15 protein-coding genes are annotated in these 20,045 nt (G+C 55.6%); 9 read left to right on the top strand and 6 right to left on the bottom strand.

The window, feature by feature from the left end; translation table 11 throughout:
- The first annotated feature begins 250 nt into the window (after window positions 1-250).
- The 9 genes from DFP98_RS37460 (at window position 251) to DFP98_RS37420 (ending at window position 10,910) form a co-directional block, all read left to right on the top strand.
- Window positions 251-1,414 (top strand): iron-containing alcohol dehydrogenase, encoded by a 1,164-nt coding sequence (locus tag DFP98_RS37460; RefSeq protein WP_116065752.1) that lies wholly within the window; start codon window positions 251-253, stop codon window positions 1,412-1,414.
- Window positions 1,415-1,563: 149 nt separating this feature from the next.
- Entirely contained in the window at window positions 1,564-3,108 is a 1,545-nt protein-coding gene (locus DFP98_RS37455) for a spore germination protein (protein WP_246017146.1), read from the top strand.
- A complete protein-coding gene (locus tag DFP98_RS37450) occupies window positions 3,095-4,198 on the top strand; it encodes a GerAB/ArcD/ProY family transporter (RefSeq protein WP_116065751.1) in 1,104 nt (367 codons plus the stop codon). The genes DFP98_RS37455 and DFP98_RS37450 overlap by 14 nt, the downstream gene beginning before the upstream one ends.
- Complete coding sequence (locus DFP98_RS37445; RefSeq protein WP_116065750.1) at window positions 4,195-5,307, top strand: Ger(x)C family spore germination protein; 1,113 nt, start codon at window positions 4,195-4,197, stop codon at window positions 5,305-5,307. Before DFP98_RS37450 ends, DFP98_RS37445 begins: the two co-directional genes overlap by 4 nt.
- Before the next feature lie 162 nt (window positions 5,308-5,469).
- Window positions 5,470-6,756 (top strand): MFS transporter, encoded by a 1,287-nt coding sequence (locus DFP98_RS37440; RefSeq protein WP_116065749.1) that lies wholly within the window; start codon window positions 5,470-5,472, stop codon window positions 6,754-6,756.
- Window positions 6,746-7,663: a polysaccharide deacetylase family protein gene (locus tag DFP98_RS37435; RefSeq protein WP_116065748.1), complete on the top strand. Its 918-nt coding sequence runs from the start codon at window positions 6,746-6,748 to the stop codon at window positions 7,661-7,663. The genes DFP98_RS37440 and DFP98_RS37435 overlap by 11 nt, the downstream gene beginning before the upstream one ends.
- 152 nt (window positions 7,664-7,815) lie before the next feature.
- Window positions 7,816-9,054 (top strand): hypothetical protein, encoded by a 1,239-nt coding sequence (locus DFP98_RS37430; RefSeq protein WP_116065747.1) that lies wholly within the window; start codon window positions 7,816-7,818, stop codon window positions 9,052-9,054.
- A gap of 326 nt (window positions 9,055-9,380) precedes the next feature.
- Window positions 9,381-10,487 carry an MBL fold metallo-hydrolase gene (locus tag DFP98_RS37425; RefSeq protein WP_116065746.1) on the top strand — a complete coding sequence of 369 codons (1,107 nt, stop codon included), beginning with the start codon at window positions 9,381-9,383 and terminating at the stop codon, window positions 10,485-10,487.
- Window positions 10,488-10,574: 87 nt separating this feature from the next.
- Entirely contained in the window at window positions 10,575-10,910 is a 336-nt protein-coding gene (locus DFP98_RS37420) for an MGMT family protein (protein WP_116065745.1), read from the top strand.
- Window positions 10,911-11,359: 449 nt separating this feature from the next.
- Here DFP98_RS37420 and pepT read toward each other — a convergent pair whose 3' ends face one another.
- The 6 genes from pepT to DFP98_RS37390 all read right to left on the bottom strand — a co-directional run bounded on the left by pepT (window position 11,360) and on the right by DFP98_RS37390 (window position 20,031).
- Window positions 11,360-12,598: a peptidase T gene (pepT, locus tag DFP98_RS37415; protein WP_116065744.1), complete on the bottom strand. Its 1,239-nt coding sequence runs from the start codon at window positions 12,596-12,598 to the stop codon at window positions 11,360-11,362.
- Between the two features lie 113 nt (window positions 12,599-12,711).
- Complete coding sequence (locus DFP98_RS37410) at window positions 12,712-14,235, bottom strand: leucyl aminopeptidase family protein (protein WP_116065743.1); 1,524 nt, start codon at window positions 14,233-14,235, stop codon at window positions 12,712-12,714.
- Window positions 14,236-14,238: 3 nt separating this feature from the next.
- Window positions 14,239-15,723 carry a dipeptidase PepV gene (gene pepV, locus DFP98_RS37405; protein WP_116065742.1) on the bottom strand — a complete coding sequence of 495 codons (1,485 nt, stop codon included), beginning with the start codon at window positions 15,721-15,723 and terminating at the stop codon, window positions 14,239-14,241.
- Window positions 15,720-16,775: an asparaginase gene (locus DFP98_RS37400; protein ID WP_116065741.1), complete on the bottom strand. Its 1,056-nt coding sequence runs from the start codon at window positions 16,773-16,775 to the stop codon at window positions 15,720-15,722. The genes pepV and DFP98_RS37400 overlap by 4 nt, the downstream gene beginning before the upstream one ends.
- 15 nt (window positions 16,776-16,790) lie before the next feature.
- The gene (locus DFP98_RS37395; RefSeq protein WP_116065740.1) at window positions 16,791-18,068 is read right to left on the bottom strand and encodes an alpha-L-fucosidase; all 1,278 of its coding nucleotides are present in this window, start codon (window positions 18,066-18,068) and stop codon (window positions 16,791-16,793) included.
- A gap of 271 nt (window positions 18,069-18,339) precedes the next feature.
- The gene (locus tag DFP98_RS37390) at window positions 18,340-20,031 is read right to left on the bottom strand and encodes an ABC transporter substrate-binding protein (RefSeq protein WP_425455580.1); all 1,692 of its coding nucleotides are present in this window, start codon (window positions 20,029-20,031) and stop codon (window positions 18,340-18,342) included.
- Between the last annotated feature and the right edge of the window lie 14 nt (window positions 20,032-20,045).

Below are 20,045 nucleotides of genomic sequence, written 5' to 3'. Positions count from 1 at the left end.
CTGTCTCTTCTCACCCATCCCGGACACCTCTTCCTCTTGTTGTTTTCATTATCTGTCTGCTCTTATGAGGTGTCCACTTTTTATTCTAGCTGCAGACAGACCGTAACGAGGATAAAAAGGCCATGAGAACAAGTGGTGGCGGGTCTAATAACACCCGAGAATGAAACCAATTGTGCCAGGCAAGCTAAAGAATGGTACACTAGAGGTGGAGTACCCATTTTTGGCGCTAGCCTAGGAGGGAATACGAAGCATGAACGCATTTGAATGGTATAATCCGACCAAGCTGGTCTTCGGAGCGGACAAAGTCGGGCAGTTGGGGGAATTGATTGAACCCTACGGAAAGCGGATCTTGCTCGTATACGGCGGAGGGAGCATCAAGAAAACCGGGCTGTACGACGACGTGATGTTCCAGCTAAGGAATATCGACGCTACGGTCCACGAGCTTTCCGGAATCGAACCGAATCCGCGTCTCTCTACGGTAAACCGCGGCATCGATATCTGCCGAACCGAGGGCATCGAATTCATCTTGGCGGTCGGCGGCGGAAGCGTGCTGGACGCATCGAAGGCGATTGCGGCGGGCGCTCTGTATAAAGGCAATGTGTGGGATTTTACGATCCGCAAAGCGATCATTCAAGATGCGCTGCCGCTTGGAACCGTGCTTACCCTCGCGGCTACAGGCTCGGAAATGAACGGCAACGCCGTCATTACCAATTGGGAGACGAAGCAGAAGAGGGGACTCGGCAGCAAGCTGGTTTATCCCCGATTTTCGATATTGGATCCAAAGCTGACCTATACCGTTCCTCGCGATCAGACGGTGAACGGAATAGTCGATATGATGTCGCACGTGTTCGAGCAATATTTTACGCTGACGACCGACATTCCGCTTCAAGAACGGCTTGCGGAATCCGTTCTGCTGACCGTCATTGAGAACGGGGAGAAAGCGCTGGAGGACGGCACCGACTACGATGCTCGGGCAAATCTGCTGCTTGCGGGTACATACGCGCTGAACGGTACGCTGCCTAACGGGGTGACGACGGATTGGGCGACGCATGGCATCGAGCATGAAGTGAGCGCCATCTACGACATTGCGCACGGAGCGGGACTGGCGATTCTGTTCCCGAACTGGATGAAGTATGTGTACAAGGAACGGATAAGCAAATTCGTGCAGTATGCGGTGCGAGTCTGGCATGTCGATCCGACCGGCAAGAGCGACGACGAGATTGCGCTTGAAGGCATCGCGGCGACGAGGGCGTACTTTACGCGAATCGGAGCCCCGGCGACGCTTGGCGAAGTCGGCATTAACGACGAGCATCTGGAACGAATGGCGGAAGAAGCGACCCAGTTTGGACCGATCGGCTCGTTTATGCTTCTGTCGCAGGACGACGTTTTGAATATTTTGAAAGCCAGTCTGTAGATCGAATACAGAGCGGCGCGATAAGCTCTATTTGCGAGAGGCTGCCCCGATAACGTCGGTGCAGCCTTTTGTTATAGGCGCTGCCGGCCTCATAAATGGTGCATTGTCTGGAAAACCTATCCTGAAAAGCAGCGTTTCAGGAGGGAATCATGGGATTTATCAAAAGGATGCTCACCAATAATCGGAAAGAAAGCAAGACGCCGCCAGGTATAACGAGAAGAGCGCCTTCTCATGGAAGACGCGTGATGGGCGATATTGCCGCCAATGTAGAATACGTCCGCAATGCTTTATTCCATACAGACGATCTTCAGGAGCGTTCGTTCGAGCAGGCGGCCCGGCCCGCGCTCCTCGTCTACTTAAGCTCGGTTTGCGATCTCGCGAAAATTCATGAAGCAATCTTAAAGCCTATGCTCAGCTCGGAGGATAAGGATCCCGAACGTATCATACCCGCGGCCGATATGCGCAGACTAACGGATCTGGAATCGGGGATCGAGCTGTTGCTGCGAGGCTACTCTCTTCTTTTCCGTCACGAACGGGAAGAGTATTACGCGATCGAGACGGCGGCAATCGTGCAACGTTCCGTGGACGAGCCCACCAACGAAAAAGCCGTCCAAGGCGCGCACAATGGCTTCATCGAAAGCCTCCATGTCAACCTGCAGCTGGTTCGCAGGCAGATCGGCAGCCGCAACCTGGTCGTGCGGCGGTATTCGCTGGGCAATATGACGAAAACCGAGGCTTCCCTCATCTATTTGAACGATCTTGCCGATCCGGAAATTGTCGAGGATATCGATCAGAGGTTGAGAGCCATCGACGCGGACAACCTGATGAATGGTTACTTGGTGCTGGAGTATATCGAGGATCGTTCCTTTTCGCCTTTTCCGCAAATTCTACAGACGGAACGTCCCGATCGCGTCGCAGGCAATCTGCTTGAAGGGCGCGTCGCCCTTCTGATGGAGGGGACTTCCGCGGCATTGCTGATGCCGACAAGCTTCTTCGTATTTTATCAGTCCCCCGACGATTATAATAGCCGTTCGTTAGCCGGTTCCTTTATCCGGCTGCTTAGGCTATTCAGTTTTTTAATCGCGATTACCTTGCCGGCTTATTATATTGCCGTCGTTACTTTTCATTACGAGGTTATCCCGATGGAACTGTTTTATCAAATCAAAGGGAGCGTCGAAAGAATTCCGTATCCTCCCATTCTTGAGGCGCTGTTCATGGAACTGACCATCGAGCTGCTCCGAGAAGCGAGCATAAGACTGCCGACTCCGGTCAGCCAGTCAATCGGTATCGTCGGCGGGCTCGTCATCGGCGACGCGGTTGTGCGCGTTGGCCTGGTTTCTTATCCGATGATTATCGTGGTAGCTCTCACGGCGATAGCCTCGTTTGTCGTGCCGTCGCACGAGATGAGCTATTCCGTGCGTCTGCTGCGCTTCCCGGTCATGATCGCCGCCTCAATGTTCGGGTTTATCGGTATCGCCTTTTGTCTGACGGCCATATTCGTGCATCTGTGCAAGCTGAAATCCTTCGGCACGCCTTACTTCGCTCCGGTGGCTCCGTTTCGCATCCTGGACTGGAAGGACGCGCTTGTCCGGCTGCCCTACTGGAAGCTCAACGAACGGCCGAACGATCCTCGTCCACAGAAGCTGGTTCAGGAGCACAGGTCCAAGGAAGGCGGCAGGCATGATCAAGAATAAAGAACGGATAACGCCGGGACAGCTTATGATTCTCATTGTCCAAACCCAGATTGGAGTCGGGGTGCTGTTTCTCCCGTCCACGGTGGAGGCGAAGGCGTATAACGACGCGTGGATTGCGGTAATTCTGGGCGGAGGCGCATCGGCGGTGCTGCTACTGGCGATCTGGGCGCTTGGCCGGAGATTTCCCGGAATGGTCTTCTTTGACTTCTTGCCGTTGCTAATGGGCAAGCCGCTAGGAAAAATCATCCACGCTATATATGCGGTTATGTTTATTGCGGAATGCGGGGTGATTCTCGCGCAATTCGGCGACGTTGTTCGGGACTGGATTTTCAGCAATACGCCATCTTGGATGATTTTGGGTTTAATGCTTGCAGTTGCTGTATATATGGCAGTTGAAAATTTACGTTTCATTACCCGGTTTTTCGTGCTGACGTTTATTCTTATTTTTGTGTTGATCCTAATAGCTTTGTATGCATACAGAGAAGCGGAGTGGCTGTACGCATTGCCGATCGGCAATGCGGGATTTCTGAATATTGTGAAGGGCTCGGCGCTATCGATGAACTCCTTTTATGGATTCGAGATTCTCCTGTTCGCCTTTCCTTTCGTGCAGGGAAGCAGTAAATCGGTGCTGAAGGCCGGGATGTACGCCAATTTATTTTCCACCGTTGTCTACGCTTTCCTGGTATTTACCTGCGTGCTCGTCTTTACGCCGTTAGAGCTGAGGCTGATTCCCCAACCGATTCTTTATATGGTCAAAGCGTTGTCGTTTACCGTGTTCGAGCGGGCGGATCTTTATTTTCTGGCTATATGGACGGTGGTTGTCCTCACTACTGTGATGGCCTACCTGTATATGGCGGCCAAATCGGTGTCCTCCTTGTTCGGAAAATCCCGGCATGCCGGGACGGTTCCCCTTGTTGCCGCAATGATCTGGACTCTGGCCGTCTATCCTCATGACCAGGATATGATCGATTGGATGCAGAAGATCGTCTCCGCGCTGACCACGCTGACCTTGGTGGTGCTGCCGACATTGCTTCTGGGAATATCCTATTTTCGAAAGCTCGAGCGGAAGGAGCAAGTGCAAAAAGGATGAAACACGCGATCAGGGCGGCCGTATTGGCGTTTTTAGCTCTTGCGGTGAGCGGCTGCTGGGACCAGCAGCTGTTGAAGGACGAGCGGAATATTAGCATCGGAGGCATCGATACTGCTTCGAAAGGATTGATCAGGGCAACGGTATCGATACGGGACATTCTCGTCTCCGAATCGGGCAGCAAAGATACGAGCGAGGTTCATTCCGTGGTGGCGAGAAGCACGGATCATGCTCGCGAGCTGCTGGACGACGAAGTGTCGGGTCAATACTCGTCGGCGAAAATGCGCGTCTTGGTCCTTGGCGAGGAGATGGTTCGGAGTCGCGATATTATGCCGTATTTGGACGTTTATTACCGCGATCCCCGAAGTCCTTTGAATGCGCGAGTCGCGATCGCTCATGGCAAAGCGGAGGACATTATCCGGCTCAAAATGGTCGGTCCCAAGACGATCGGACTTCATATCGATAATCTGTTGAAAAGCATGGAGCTGCAATCGCAAGTCCCCCGCGTTACGATTCAGACGCTTCATCCGCTGGACAGGGGCTTTGATTTTTCCTTGCCTTATTTGAAGCTGACCGACGGGATGCCCAAGGTTGAAGGAATTGCCCTGTTCAACGGCGTGCATATGACGGGTAAGCTGAATCTGGATCGTTCCAAGATTTATCTCCTGCTTGCCGGGGAGAAGAATAAGAACCTGCGTCTAACGCTGAAGGTGCAAAACGACGACAAGGACGAAGGATACAACTACACGACCATCGATATTTTGAAAGCTAGAAGAAAACTGAAAATCCATGTCGACAAAGAAGGGCGCCCCAGAGTCGCGTTAAATGTTAGGCTTAGAGTGAGCGTCATAGAAGACCCGAGCAATCACTTATATAAGAAAGAGGTACTGCACAATTTGGAGAAGACGTTGTCCGAACGGTTAACGAAGGAAGCCGACTCGGTTGTTGCGACAATGCAGGAGGCTCGGCATGACGGGTTTGGCATCGCCCGGAGGATTATGTCTTTTTATCCGAATTTGTGGCGGAAGCTCGATTGGAAGAAGGTTTACCCGAGTATTCCGTTCGATGTCGGCGTATCGCTGGACGTAATTAATACCGGCATTATACGCTAATAGAACGCCGAAAGAAATCGGGATAAATCGCAGTTTCTCGAATATATAGGAAGGAAAGGAAACGACCGAAGAAGAACTATTCATAGTTGCGGATTCGGCGCAGCCTTTCCCTTAAATGTGTATGCGTTTACAAATCGAGAATAGCGGAGGTTGTTGTTGCCTATGCGGCAAAGATTTGTGAATACCCCGATAATGTATGCTTTCGGAATGTTGGCGATGATGATACCGAGCCAGGCGTTCAGTACGTTTTACAGCTATTATTATGTGGATAAGCTTGGCCTCGGCCTGGGTCTGGCAACGCTGGCCCGCACGATTTTTCTGATCTGGGATGCCGTTAACCAGCCTTTGTTCGGCTATTGGTCCGACCGGACGAAATCCAAGTATGGTCGCAGGAGACCATGGATTTTCGTGGCGATTCCGTTGTTCATGCTGTCGTTTATCATGGTGTTTTCTCCTCCGGAAAACATGTCCGAGATGGGGTTGTTTACGTGGTTTCTGATCGCGCTCATTTTTTACGAGGCGGTGGCGACCGTAATCTGGGTGAACTACGGCGCGTTGTTTGCGGAATTGTTCCGAGGCGACCGAGTTCGCGCCAAGGCGTCCGCCGTTCAACAAGGGTTCCAGATCGTTGCGCTGCTCATCGGTACGGCCCTGACGCCGATTCTGTTTAATGCGATGGGTTTCAGCAATATGGCGATTGTGTATGCGGTGACGTTTGCGGTGTTTATGCTCATCTGTTTGCGATTCGTTAAGGAGGATCCGGAAGCAAGCGCTGCGCCGCAGCCCAAGCTGAAGGAGGCATTTAAGGAAACGCTCAGCAACAAGCCGTTTTGGCTGATCAACCTGGCTAATTCGTTCGCACAGACCGTCAACGGCCTGCTTAGCGCTACGATTCCTTTTTACGCCAAGTACGTATTGAAAATTCCCGAAGAACAGAATACGATTTTGCTGGCTTCCGTCTTCGTGTCCGTCATTCCTCTCGTCGGCGTCTGGTACTGGCTCTTGCGTCGGATGGACCCGGTCAAAGGCTGGAGGCTGTCGTTTATCGCCTATGCGCTGTCCGTCATTCCGCTCTGGTTCGGAACGGGCTTGATCAACGGCGTGATCGCAGGAGTGATCGTCGGCTTCGGGTTGGCCGGCTTCCTGGTCTCGCCCCCGATGGTCAACAGCAACATTATCGACATGGACGCGGAAAAAACGGGCAGCAGGCGGGAAGGCATCTATACGGCGGTCAGCGGCTTTATTATTCGTTCGAGCGGCTTGATTTCGGCACTGGCCTTCTTGATCGTCGGCGTTATTTTCGGCTATGAGAGCGGCGACAATCCCGGGCCAAATCCGGAGAAAACCTTCCGCTATCTGATTAGCGTCGTTCCGCTAATTCTGCTTACGGTATCAATTATCATTTCGTACTTCGTGAAAATAGAGAGGAAAACAGAGAATGCGTCCTAAGTATCTCATCGTTAACTGCGACGATTTTGGGCAAAGCAAGCCGATGAATGCAGCTATCATGCACTTGCTTGAGGAGCGTCGAGTGTCCTCGGCGACGATCATGACGCCGGCTCCCGGCTTCGACGAGGCGGCGGAGTGGTGCAGGCGCAGAGGGCAGACCAACGTCGGGCTGCATTTGACGCTGACTAGCGAATTCGATGCCGTCAGATGGCCCAGTCTGACCGGACACGCTTCGCTTCATGACGAAAGCGGCCATATGCACAAGACGATCGAAGAGTTCGAGCGCCATGCCGACACGGAAGCCGTGCTGAAGGAACTGAACGCCCAGTACGAGAAAGCGATCAGTCACGGCATCGTGCTCAGCCATGCGGACAATCACATGGGCAGCCTATACGGCATCGGAACCGGAAGAAGCCACATTCCGCATGCGCTTAAGCTGTGCGCCAAGTGGAAGCTGCCCTTCCGCCTGTTCCGCAAAGTCTATCCGGGCGACCCGCTGCTGTCTGGAATTCCGGGAGTCGAGCGGGCGGTTGCTCAAGCTTCGGCTCTGGCCGGGGTGCTCGGCGTAGCGATTCCCGATTATTTGCTGTCGCATCCGTTCCATTTGCGGGAAGGGGAAACCTACGAGCGGTTCAAGGAGGAGCTGATCGGCAAGCTCTACGACTTGCCTGAAGGAATCAGCGAAACGTATATTCATCCCGCGGCGGAGGATGAATACATGCAGAAGAACGTGCCGAATTGGGAGAAAAGGGTATGGGAATACCGGCTTATGTTGGACGATGATTTCGCTTATGCGCTTCGCGACGCGGGGGTGACGCTCACCGACTACTCGTATATTCGCAAGCACGGCCGAGCTTCGAGAATCGGTTCGGCGTTCGCGCTCGCTCGGGAGTTGTTGAGGAAGTAGGGATTGCCGCAAGAGGACGGAATCTTCGCTGGGCAGCCCGGCAGGAAAAGCTGAAAGCGAGCGGAACGCATAAGTTTTCCAAGGGAAGGACACTGTAGGAGGGTTGAAGCCATTCGACCGTTCACAGGGGAATTCTAAGGAGATGAAATGCGATGTTCACACGGGCATGGAGACAAAAAGGAAGATTAGTGGCGCTTGTGGTGCTGCTGCTCTTGTCGCTGCAACCGGCACTTGCGGCGGCCAGTCCGAAAAATGCGTTAAAAGCGGCGTTCGTACGAGAAGGAAGCTTATGGCTCAAGAGCGGCGGAAACGGGGAACGGCGGCTCCTTCAAGGACCGGAGATTCGTTATCCGAAGTGGTCGTTCGATGGGGAATGGATCGCTTATCTGCAAGGAGGGGAAAAGCCGGAGCTGAGATTGCTGCATGTGTCTACAGGCCAGCACCGCCTCGTGGCGGCGGGAGCAGGAGAAGATTTCAGTTGGTCCCCCGTACGCAATGAACTGGCTTATCGTCTGGACGAGAAGCTGTATACGGTTCGGGCGGACAAGCCGGACGCGCCGAGGGAAACGGCAGCAGGCATCGGCAGCTTTTCCTGGCTGCCCGACGGCAAGGGCTTCATTGCTTCTACAGCGGCTCGTATGGTGAATGAAAAATGGGAGCGCGTGCGTATTCTTAAAATTCCGCTGGAGGGACAAGTCCAAACTCTGTACACGCTGCCGGAGATGTCCGATCAGTTTTTCGCGGTCGGGACAAGCGGATTTAAATATTCGCCGTCCGGCAAATGGATTGCATTCCTGGCCAAGCCGACCGCTTCCCTGTCGGCAGACGGCAATTATCTATGTCTGTTGTCCGCCGACGGCGCCAGCTTCTATCAGATCGATGAGATGCTGAACCATGCGGATTGGTTCCAGTGGGCCGATCGTAGCGACACGTTAGCCTTTATTTCCGGGGTCGGCCGGGAAGCGTATAGCAACAAGGTTCTGCGGACCCTGCGCATTCCTGCGAACGGCAAGCCGAAGACGCATACGCCGAAGGGATACGCCGATCGGGGCTTCGCCTGGGAGGAGGACGGTCGTCTTGCGGTGTCCAGAGCCAAGGAGTACAGTGGTGAAGGTACGGATCGGCCGTTGCCCAGACTGGTCGAAGTACGGCTGCAAAGCAACAAGTCTGTTGGAATGACGGAGCCTCCGCAAGGCTTTGGGGATTTCTCTCCGCAATTTTTCCCGCGTGAACAGAGCCTGGTCTGGGTGCGGACCAATGGGAAGCAGGCGGATGTTCTGACTGCGGGGAAAACCGGGAAGCCGTCCTCCGTCTGGATCAAAAACCTGGACTTGGGGACAGATTACTACGGGTATTGGAATTGGGACGAAGTGTTGGCCGTACACGGCTGACGAATGTGGGTCTTGCGAGGCGAGGTCATTTAGTTTAGACATCAAGAAAAAGAGCAAGGGTTATCTGTGAAGATAGCCCGCTCTTTTTTTTTCTAAGGCGCCCCACCGACCTCAAATGCACACCTCTTACGGTCTCGCAGACCGCTACGCGTCCCGCCTAAATGTAGACTTGGAATAACAGGGAGGCGGGGTGGGTTCTTTTTTTTGTGACTTGGCGCAGATGAGGGCATTGGATTGGATTTTTGAATGCAATAAGTATAGGATAGATTCATTCAGCCTTTATGCGGACGGTTGTCCGCATACTACGAGAGTCGAGGGAGATCTTTATGATTACTGCTATCATCGTGCTGGCGATCGTTGCGATCGCGGGATATATACTTGTTCGCTCTTATCCCCCGCTAGGCGGAAAAGCCTCTCCAAGTAGCCGTCAGCGGATCGATACTTCGCCGCAAAGCAAGGCAGGCAAGTTTGTAAACCAAATCCCGACGTCGATGAATATGGACTTTCGAGGCACTGTGAAGGTGCTTGTCGACATGGTGAGAGGAAACCCGCAAAGTCGGCCGCAAGGCTCACTGGAGACGGAGAAGTTGTCGCCGGAACGTCTGCGGTCCGACGAGGGAGCGACGGTAACTTGGTTCGGGCATTCCGCCGTGCTGCTGCGGCTCGACGGCAAAACGATTTTTCTGGATCCGATGCTGGGACGCGCCCCTTCACCGGTTCCGATGATCGGCGGCAAACGCTACAGCAAACATCTGCCTATCGAGATCGACCAGCTTCCGTCGATTGATGCGGTAATTATCTCGCATGACCATTACGATCATTTGGACTACGGCACGATTAGAAAGCTGCACGGCAAGGTTCGCCGTTTTATCGTGCCGCTTGGCGTAGCCGCCCATCTGGAGCGATGGGGCGTCGATGCGTCGACAATTACGGAGCACGACTGGTGGAACGAACTGGAGTACGAAGGGCTGAAGCTCGTATGCGCTCCCGCACGGCATTTTTCCGGGAGGAACGTGGGCAACCGCAATTCTACGTTATGGTGCTCCTGGGTCATCGCGGGGAAGCAGGCAAAGGTGTATTTTAGCGGGGATAGCGGATATGGGCCTCATTTCAAAGAAATCGGAGAGCGTTTCGGTCCGTTCGATCTGACGCTATTGGAATGCGGCCAATACGATCTGCGGTGGGCTAACATTCACATGCTGCCTGAGGAGACGGTTCAAGCTCATCTCGACGTCCGCGGCCAAACGATGATTCCAATCCACTGGGGTGCGTTTACCTTGGCTTTGCATGCCTGGACCGATCCTGTCGAGCGAGCGGCGAAGGCGGCCAGAGAAAGCGGTGCATCCGTCGCCACTCCGAGGATTGGACAAGTCATGCGGATCGGCGCAAAGGAATTCCCTGCGGCAGTCTGGTGGAGGCCGGAAACGGTGTAACGAGGTTTCAATTTGTACGCCTTCGCGGCAAGAACATACGTGATACAATGGGGACGAGTATTCGATTGCGAACGGGGAGAGGTTCGGATGCAGCCATTTACGAAGCGTGTCGTCGATATTATTCGCAGCATTCCCGAAGGGCGCGTCATGACTTACGGGCAGGTGGCGGAATGCGCCGGGAGCCGGAGAGCGGCAAGGCAGGTTGTGCGCATTCTTCATTCCTTGAGCGAGAAGCATGGGCTTCCGTGGCATAGGGTCTTGAACTCCAAAGGAGAGATTGCGATCCAGGAGGGCGAGGGGCGATATATGCAGCAGCTCTACTTGGAAAACGAAGGGGTCGAGATCGGCTTGAACGGCTTGATCGATCTGGAGCAGTATCGGCATGTTCCGGAGGCGGACGAGAAGGCAGGAGAGTGGGAGTAAGGAGACGTTGGTACAAAGAGAGATAGGCTGTCCCATAAGTAAAGTTGCTTGAGATGATCGATATCATACAATCTTTGGTCTTGGATGATTTATACGGTTTTTCCCACAAACGTTCGTCGTTTGAACCTGAGAAGAGCGGCTTTGTGCGATTTTTCGATCAAATGTTCTCTGTTTAAGCCTGATTTGGGCTGCGTTGTACAATATTTCGACTAACTTCCCTCCGCGTAAACTTTTGTGTACAAATAGATAGATCCCCAGTAAAGTTTAATTTCCATAAAATTGGAAAAGTTGTGGGCCAATTATAGCGTGGAGGCTGCCTCATACGCTCCTGAAATTACCTTGTCACGGGTTTCCCCATTCGGATTTCAGGGGCGTATAGCAACGGAGGGAGGCGCATCCTCCTATCACTTTGAAGCGCTAATGGGGGCAGCCCCTTTTTTGCTGTGCGATTAACGCTCGGAGCGCTGCTCGAACAGCTTGGCGATCTCGACAATGACGTTTACGGCCTTGATCATCGTATCGACGGAGACGTATTCGAAGCGTCCGTGATAGTTTTCGCCGCCAGTAAAGATGTTCGGAGTGGGCAGCCCCATATAGCTGAGCTGAGAACCGTCCGTTCCTCCGCGGATCGGCTGGACGAGCGGCTCAATGCCGAGGTTGACCATCGCTTGATGGGCAATTTCGACGATCTCGCGAACCGGCTCGATTTTCTCGCGCATGTTGAAGTACTGATCCTTGATTTCAAGCGATACTCGCTCCGCTCCGTACTTCTTCCTCATTTCCTCCGCGATAGCTGCGAGCAGTTCTTTCCGTCCTTCAAATCGGGTGCGATCGAAGTCCCGGATCAAATAATTCAGCTTCGTCTCTTCCACGTCCCCGTTAATGGAGATCAGATGGAAGAAGCCCTCATAGTCCTCCGTGTGCTCAGGCGCCTCTTGGACGGGCAGACGGCTGTGGATCTCCATCGCGATTTTGGCGGAGTTGACCATTTTGCCTTTGGCCGTTCCGGGGTGAACGATGGTGCCTGTGCACGTAATGCGGGCGCTCGCGGCGTTAAAGCTCTCATATTGCAGCTCTCCGAGCGGGCCTCCATCCATCGTATAGGCGAATTGCGCATCGAAGGCCGCAACGTCGAAACGGTGAGGGCCGCGGCCGATCTCCTCGTCGGGGGTAAAGGCGATCCGAATACGGCCGTGCTTGATCTCCGGATGCTTGATCAAATAAGCCATCGCGGTCATGATTTCGGTTATGCCCGCTTTGTCGTCGGCGCCAAGCAGCGTCGTGCCGTCAGTCGTAATCAACGTCTGTCCCTTGTATTCCGTCAACTCAGGGAAATCGCGAGGGGAGAGAACGATGTTCTGCTCCGCGTTCAGGATGATATCCCCGCCGTCGTAGTTTTCGACAAGCTGCGGTTTAACGTTCTTGCCCGTAAAATCGGTAGCCGTATCGAGGTGCGCCAGAAAACCGATCGTCGGCACATCCTTATCCGTATTGGAGGGAAGAGTGGCCATGACGTAGCCGTTGTCGTCGATCGTCACGTCCTGCATGCCGATCTCCTTCAGTTCCTCTGCCAGCATTCGTCCTAGCGTCAGCTGGCCATCGGTGGTCGGGCAGGTTGTCCTGTTTTCATCCGATTGCGTATCTACCTGGGCGTAGGTTTTGAAGCGGGTAATGATTTCATTTTTCACGTTTGATCTCAACTCCTTGCAGTTATTGTACCAAAGTTCCGCCCAACTGCGAAACAAGCCTGGGGACCGCGGTGCGCAGTCTGTCCAGGCTTTGCCGCCTTGCAGGATATGGACTAAGCTCTGATTCTTTGCAAATAATCTGCAAGAAGACGAACGCCGAAGCCAGTCGCACCGACGGTCTCATAGCCGCGATCGGACGGGGCTTGGACGGTATTGGCCATATCGATATGAGCCCATCTAACGTCCTCCCCGACGAACCGTCGCAGGAACAGAGCCGCTGCGCAGGCTCCGCCGTAGGAGCTCGAGCTGATGTTGTTCAGATCGGCGTAGTCGCTGCGCAGCAGCTCCTCGTCATCATCGATCAGCGGCATCGGCCATACCCGGTCTCCGCACGTTTCGCCGCAGTCGCGCAGCGCTTCCGTTATAGAGAGATCGCCCCATACGCCGGCGACTCGCAGCCCGAGCGCGTGGCCGACGCTGCCCGTCAGCGTTGCGATATCCATGATCTCGGCTGCGCCAAGCCGCTGCGCGTGCAGCAAAGCGTCGGCCAGAATCAGCCGCCCCTCGGCGTCCGTGTTGCCGACCTGAACGGTCAGGCCGTTCGGATAGCGAACGATGGAGGAGGGGAGCAGAGCGCCCGACCCCGGCACGTTGTCCGCGACGGCGATTAGCGCGGCGACGTTGACCGCCGCTCCGCTGCGCGCCAGCAGATCGAGCGCTCCGGCGACGGCGCAGGCTCCGCCCATGTCGAAGCGTGCTTCGCTCAGATCGCGCCCCGTTTTTACGTTCATGCCGCCCATATCGAATGTCATCCCTTTGCCGACCAGCGCGACCAGGGGTTGGGACGGATCGGAGGCGTAGATCAGTTCGACGAGAGCGGGGGCATGGCGGCTGCCCTGGCTGACGGCCAGAAGTCCGTTCATGCCATGTGCAGCCAAATCATTCCCGCGATAGACTCGCACATGAACGTCCGGCAGATCCGCAAAACGCTGTTGAATTTCGTCCACAAGCCGCTCTGGAGTCATCACATTGGCAGGCTCGTTGCACCAATCTCGGGCAAGCATTGTGCTTTCTGCGCGATGCTGCGCCTTTTTGACCCACTCGATCGCAGCATCGCGAATCGACGGGTCAACCAGAAGCCGCAGCGAGGAGACCGCGCTTTTTCTCCCGGTCTCCTTCTTATAGGCATCGAACCTATAGCTGCCCAGCATCCAGCCTTCCAACCACGCCTGTACGCCGACTTCCGCGCCCAGACCGTCCACCGCCGGGCCGAGATCGACCGCTGCGGCCTTGTAGCCTTCGCGGCCGACGGCCCGAGCGGCGCTTCCGGCCGCCCGCCGCAGCCGCTCGGCATTGAGGGCGTGCGCAGAGCCTAGCCCGACGATCGCCGCGTGACGTTGTCCGGGAGCTCCGTACAGCAGACTTGTTCGCCCCAAAGCGGCTGCGGAAGGAGTCGGCTCGACGTTAAGTCCGGGGATCCCCTCTTGGCCGCCTTCGAAGGCGAGATGGAGAATGACCTCCGACGACAAGGCCGGGCTTGAACTCGAACCCGTTCCGGGACGCGAATCGGACTCTGAGTCTGCCCCCGGCCCTTCCGCCGAAAGCTCATCCAGCCTTTCCACAATGTCGATCCTCATGCGTTAAGGCTCCTTTCCGTAGTCGATGTTCGCAAGCTCGTAGATCGCCTCGGCATATAGGGCGGTCGCCCGCAGCAGGCTGTCGATGGAGATCGACTCGTCCGGTTGGTGCGCCGTATCCTCCTCGCCCGGGAAAAGAGGGCCGAAGGCGACGCAACCGGGCAGCTTGCAGGCGTAAGTGCCGCCTCCCGTCGAGAGCAGCGTCGCAGTATGTCCGGTCTGCTCCGTGTAGATGCGCTGCAGCGCCCGGATCATCGGATGTTCGGCAGGCACTTCATGAGGCGGCTTAAGAGTCGGCGGCGTGAGCTGGAAGCCGTACGGCCGCAGCCGTTCTTCCAGCTTGCCGACAAGCTGCTCTCCGTTCGCGCAAGCCGGAAACCGGATGTTGAGCTGGAAGAACGCCTCTCCCGCGGTTGGTGCGTAGCGAAGCAAACCGACGTTAACGGTGAGCGCTCCTGTCGCTTCATCCCGGCAGGAGATGCCGAGCGCCTCGCCGGAAGTGTCGGGAACGAGCAGCTCGACCGCGCCGCGGACGAACCGCTCGTCGTCCCCGCCCAGCGGCTGGCTGCCCAGAAACTCAAGCAGCCGCAGCCCGGCGTTGACGCCGATTTCCGGCATCATGCCGTGTGCGGACTTGCCGGCCATGCGCAGCACGGTCGAGCATTCCGACAATTGCAGGTCGGTCGAGGTCGTGCCGTTCAGTCCGTTCGCGGAGCAGAACGACCAGAACTCCGATACGACGGCCGCCAGCCTTTCCGGAGAGCCGTGAACGATCGCTTCCGCAGCGTCGGGCACCATATTCGCGGCGAAGCCGGAACGGAAACCGCACAGCCTCAGCTCCGCTTCGCCCTCATTGCTGCCCGATAAGCGCAGCGTCATGGCCGTGTTGATCTGCCCTTTCTCCGCATGGACGATCGGAAAGTCGGCGTCGGGGGTAAATCCGGCGAGCGGAGGACGTTCATGGCGATTATAAGCGTCCATGCAGCTCATGCCGGTCTCCTCATCGGTTCCGAAAATCAGCCGAACCCGATGGCGCAATGGCAGACCGAGCTCCTTAACGATCAACATGCCGTAAAACGCGGCCAGAGCCGGTCCCTTGTCGTCCAGCGCTCCCCGCGCATATAAACGGCCGTTTCGAATCGTGGGCACGAAGGGAGGGGAAGTCCATTCGCCGCTGGCGGGCACGACGTCGACATGGCTCAGCACCGCGATGTAGTCGTCCTTACTGTCTTTGCCATCTGCGAGACTTTCCGGACCGTCATAATCGGCGTAGCCGACGATGCCTTCAATCTCCGCAGTCGATAGTCCGTGCTTCCCGGCCAGCTCCAGCGTCCAAGCCAGAGCACGGGCGGATTCTCGGCCAAGAGGAGCGTTCGGACCTGCGGAGGCTTCGTCCTTCACGCTCGGAATCGCAAGGAGAGACGACAAGTCGCGCAGCAGCGCGTCTTGCCGTCTCCGTGCTTGCTCGATCCAATCGATGCGCGTCATAGCTTTTCCCCCCGGCGAAGCTGAATGACGCTGCGATTCTCGCCGATGACCAGTCCGTTGTCGTTGCGGATTTCCGGCGGACCGATCCGGTACAGGCGGTCGATCGTTTCCCGGTTGTCGTAACCGATCTGCTCCAGTATAGAAGCGACCGCGATTGGCCATTCATCCTCCGAACCGTCGACGACCTTCAGCGCGAAGCCGAGCCTCTCCTTCTTCAGACCGAAGCAATAGATGCCTTTGGCTCCTCCCTTGGCGACGATGTTGTCGTCCATAAGCAGGTTCGGGCAGATTAAGTATTCAGCTGAAATCATGCGAGGATAGGCGTTCATCAGTCCCGTTACCTTGCGCACCGCCTCGCGCAGCGCCGGGTCGGCGATCAGATCCGGGCAGGCCAGCTTCAGGAAGGCGGTCGCCATGTGCCGCAGCGGCATGCCGAATACCGGGAAGCCGCAGCCATCGGTGCCGATTCGGATGTCCTCCTGCGGAATCTCCGCCAGTTCGGCGGCCAGCGAAACGATGCGCCGCTGAACCGGATGATCGGGCGAATAGTAGTTGTCCAGCGAATAGCCCATACCGACGCAGGAGGCGAGCACGCCGAGGTGCTTGCCGGAGCAGTTGTGATAGATGCGACGCTGCGGCTGCCGCTCGGCGACGAGCGCATCCCGGGCGTCTGCGTCCAAGGGATAGGTCGGTTTGCAGACGAGCGTCTGTTCATCCAGCCCCAGCTTGCGGAGCATTCCCTCCAACGCCTCTACATGGTAGGGGAGAGCCCGGTGCGAAGCCATCATGATCGCCTGTTCCTCCGGGGTGAACCCGAACCGCTTGTCGAAGCCTTCCAGGAAAAAGGGCAGAGCCTGAATCGGCTTCGCCGCCGAGCGCATGAACGTGATTGCGTTCGGATCGCCGTATTGCCCGACAACGTCATCTTTGTCGTTCACTGCGCATACATGTCCGTAATGGACGTTTTCCAGAAAACCTCCGCGATATTCCAGCACAAGAGGCTCGGCTCCGTTCGCCAAGCTTTCCTCCAGTCCTGTTGCCAACTCGCTCATCCTTTTGTTCCTCCCTTATGGAAGAAGCTCCAGCTCGATGACCGTATCCTTCTCGTCGGGCAGGCGCGCGCCCTTAAGCGTAATAAACGCGCCGCTGTCGATGTCGGAATATTGCTCCGCCATCCAGGGGAGTTCTACCTTTAATTCAGTTCCGTCGCGAAGCAATCGCGCCCGCTTGATCCTGCCCTTCAGGCCGGCAAAATAGACCGGTCCGATGCCGCGGTCGAAGACGTGCGCGTACAGCTTGTTCCCATTTTGAGTATAACGGCCCCACTCCGGCTTGGCTAGCTCCGAAGCTCCGCATCCGTAGATGCTGTCGCCATTTAAGCGCAGCCATTCTCCGACTTCCGCAAGCACGTCGAGTGATTCGCGGGTGATCTCACCCTTGGCATCCGGTCCGACGTTGAGCAGCAGATTGCCGTTCTTGCTGACGCATTCGACCAACGTACGAATGACCTGAGCGGCGGATTTGTATTCTCTGTCCCCGGAATGATAGCCCCAGTTGTCGTTCAGCGTAATGCAGGCCTCCCACGGAATCGAGGCGCCGTTGACATCGACGATGCCGCCCGGAGGGATTATCTGTTCGGGAGAATAGAAATCGCCGGCGTATTCCTCGGGTTCCGCCGCGCGAATGTCCCCGCCGAGACGGTTGTCGATGATGATGTCCGGCTGGATCGAGCGGATCATGCGGATGAGCTCGGTCGCTCGCCATTTTTCCCCGGTCATATCGTCGTAGGAGAAGTCGAACCACATAATGTCGATCTTGCCGTAGTTCGTCAGCAGCTCGCGCACTTGGCCGTGCATATAGTCCAAGTAAAGATCGAAGTCGATCGGCTTGTCCTTGGCGGCTTCGTTGCCCCGATCCGGATGAATGCGGTCGCCGTAGCCCGGATAATCGGGGTGATTCCAGTCGATGATCGAGTAGTAGAGACCGACGGACAGCCCTTCGGCGCGGAAAGCGTCGACGTATTCGCGAATCAGATCGCGCCCGGCCGGCGTATTTGTCGCCTTGAAGTCGGTCAGCTTGCTGTCGAACAGACAGAAGCCGTCGTGGTGCTTTGTCGTTAACACTGCATACTTCTGTCCTGCCGCCTTGGCGGCGCGCGCCCAAGCCCGAGGATCGTACCGGGTCGCGTCGAATTCGTCGAAGAAAACCTTGTACTGCTCGAAGCTCATTTTTTCGTTGCCCCGAACCCATTCTCCCCGCGCCGGAATTGAGTACAGCCCCCAGTGGATAAACATGCCGAACCGACTGCGCAGAAACTCTCTCGTTCTTTCTTCTCTTGTACTCATTAGCGGACAACCTCCTACATTTTCCTCTCGAGATAGAGGGAGGGCAGTCCCATAAGCAAAGTTGCCAGAGATAATCGATAAATAAAGCAAGGGGTATGTGTCTCCCGGAGACTGCCTCATACGCTCCTGAAATGACCTTATCACGGGTTTGCCTGTTCAAATTTCAGGAGTGTATAGCATCGGAGGGAGATACATACCCCTTGCGCCTTTAACATCGATTATCTTTCACAGCAACTTGATTGGCTTAGGGGACAGCGCCCTCCCAACCGACTTATTTCTTAATCTGAGCGTCGTACGCTTCTTGATAGATTGTGATCAGTCGCTTCAGGTTCATGCTGTCGAGCGTCTTGAGATAAGTGTCCCATTCCTTCTCGACGTCTGCATCGCCGGTGACGAAGCGAGCGAGCATTTCCTCTACGTAGTCGTTGACGGTTTTCGAGAGATCGGCGATTTCGGTCGCTTGCTCGTTCGTCATGAACAGAGGAGGAACGGTTGCGTAAGTGCTCGATTTGTAAGGCTCATAATTGTTTTTCGTCTCGTTGTAGAGAATGACTTCGAGATCGTCGTTGCCCTTGCTGACCGCGCTCAGACGGAATTCGTTGGAGCGAAGAGCCGGGCCGGTCTGCGCCCAGTTGACGTTCTGAACTTCGCCGAACGATTTCAGCTCGGACCATTTGGCCGGCTCGCCGTTAATGCCGATCTCGCCATCCGTCGCGTTGCGCCATTCCTGATCCGGACGTCCGTAGTTGCTGCGCAGCGTGTGCTCGTATTCGTACAGGCCGTCGGCCCAGCGAAGCGCGACTTCCGGATTTTTGGCCTTGTTCGTGATCAGGAAGGAGCCGGTCGTCAAGCTCGTTGCGTCCGTAGGAGCATATTGCGCGCCGTTCGGACCTTTCAGCACGGGAACCGTCTTGTACTCGTTCCAACGTCCGCTCTCGCCGAGAAGCTGCGTGAATACGCCTTGGTGTCCGCCAGTAGAAGCGCCGAGCAGCGGAACGTCCGGATTTTCTCCGACCTGGATCAACTGGTTGTCGTCCTGAGTGAACGATTCCGGCGTAATCAGCCCTTCCGAATACAGCTTGTTCAGGTACTTCAAGCCTTCCTTCCATTCCGGCTTCGTGTACGAGACGTCGAGCTTGCCGTCTTGAACGAACAACCGCTTCGTCGTGCCGTATACCGGGTTATAGACGAATGAGTTCATCAGGAACGCGTCGATGGACGATCTCCACGATTTCGGAGAGATGGACAGCGCGACTTCGTCCGCCTTGCCGTTGCCGTTAGGGTCCTGCGTTTTGAACGCTTTAAGCACGTTGTACAGGTCTTCGGTCGTCTTAGGCATTTCCAAGCCGAGCTTGTCGAGCCAAGGCTGATAAATCCACATTTTCTGGCTCATCGAGCAGTGGTAGCATTCGTTGATTTCCGGCAGAGAGTAGATATTGCCGCCCGGTGCGGTAATCGCTTCCTTAATGTCGGGACGGTCGGCGAACAGCTTCTTCGTCTGCGTGCCTTGGCTCTCGATCAGGTCGTTCAGAGGCAGAAATACGCCCTGCGTGCCGTAGATCATTTCCTGCGCCGGGGAGACGTTCATGCCGAAGATGACGTCCGGATAGTCTTCGCTGGCGAGCACGAGGTTCAGCTTCTCCTGCATGCTTTGCTCCGGAACGACTTCCCATTCGATATGAACGTTCGTTTTCTCTTCATACCATTTGGTAAATTCGTTGGTTGCAAAATCCTCGACGAGCGGGTTGCCGCGCACCATAACTTTAAGCGTTACTTTTTCTTTTGTAATCGGATATGTGCCAGGCTCGGTCAGCAGACTGCCTTCCGCGCTTGCGCTCCCTGCCGGTGCAGAGGAAGAAGAGGAGGCCTGGCCTCCTTCGTTTTTGGAGCTGGAGCAAGCGGCCAACACCGTAGACAATAGCAGTACAGTCGCGATCATGCTAAACAAGGATTTCTTCATCATAATAGGATAGACCC

The organism is Cohnella phaseoli (assembly GCF_003386235.1).
Classification (GTDB): domain Bacteria; phylum Bacillota; class Bacilli; order Paenibacillales; family Paenibacillaceae; genus Cohnella; species Cohnella phaseoli.
The sequence above is the reverse complement of the archived record's forward strand: the minus strand, read 5'-3'. Positions and strand labels throughout refer to the sequence as shown.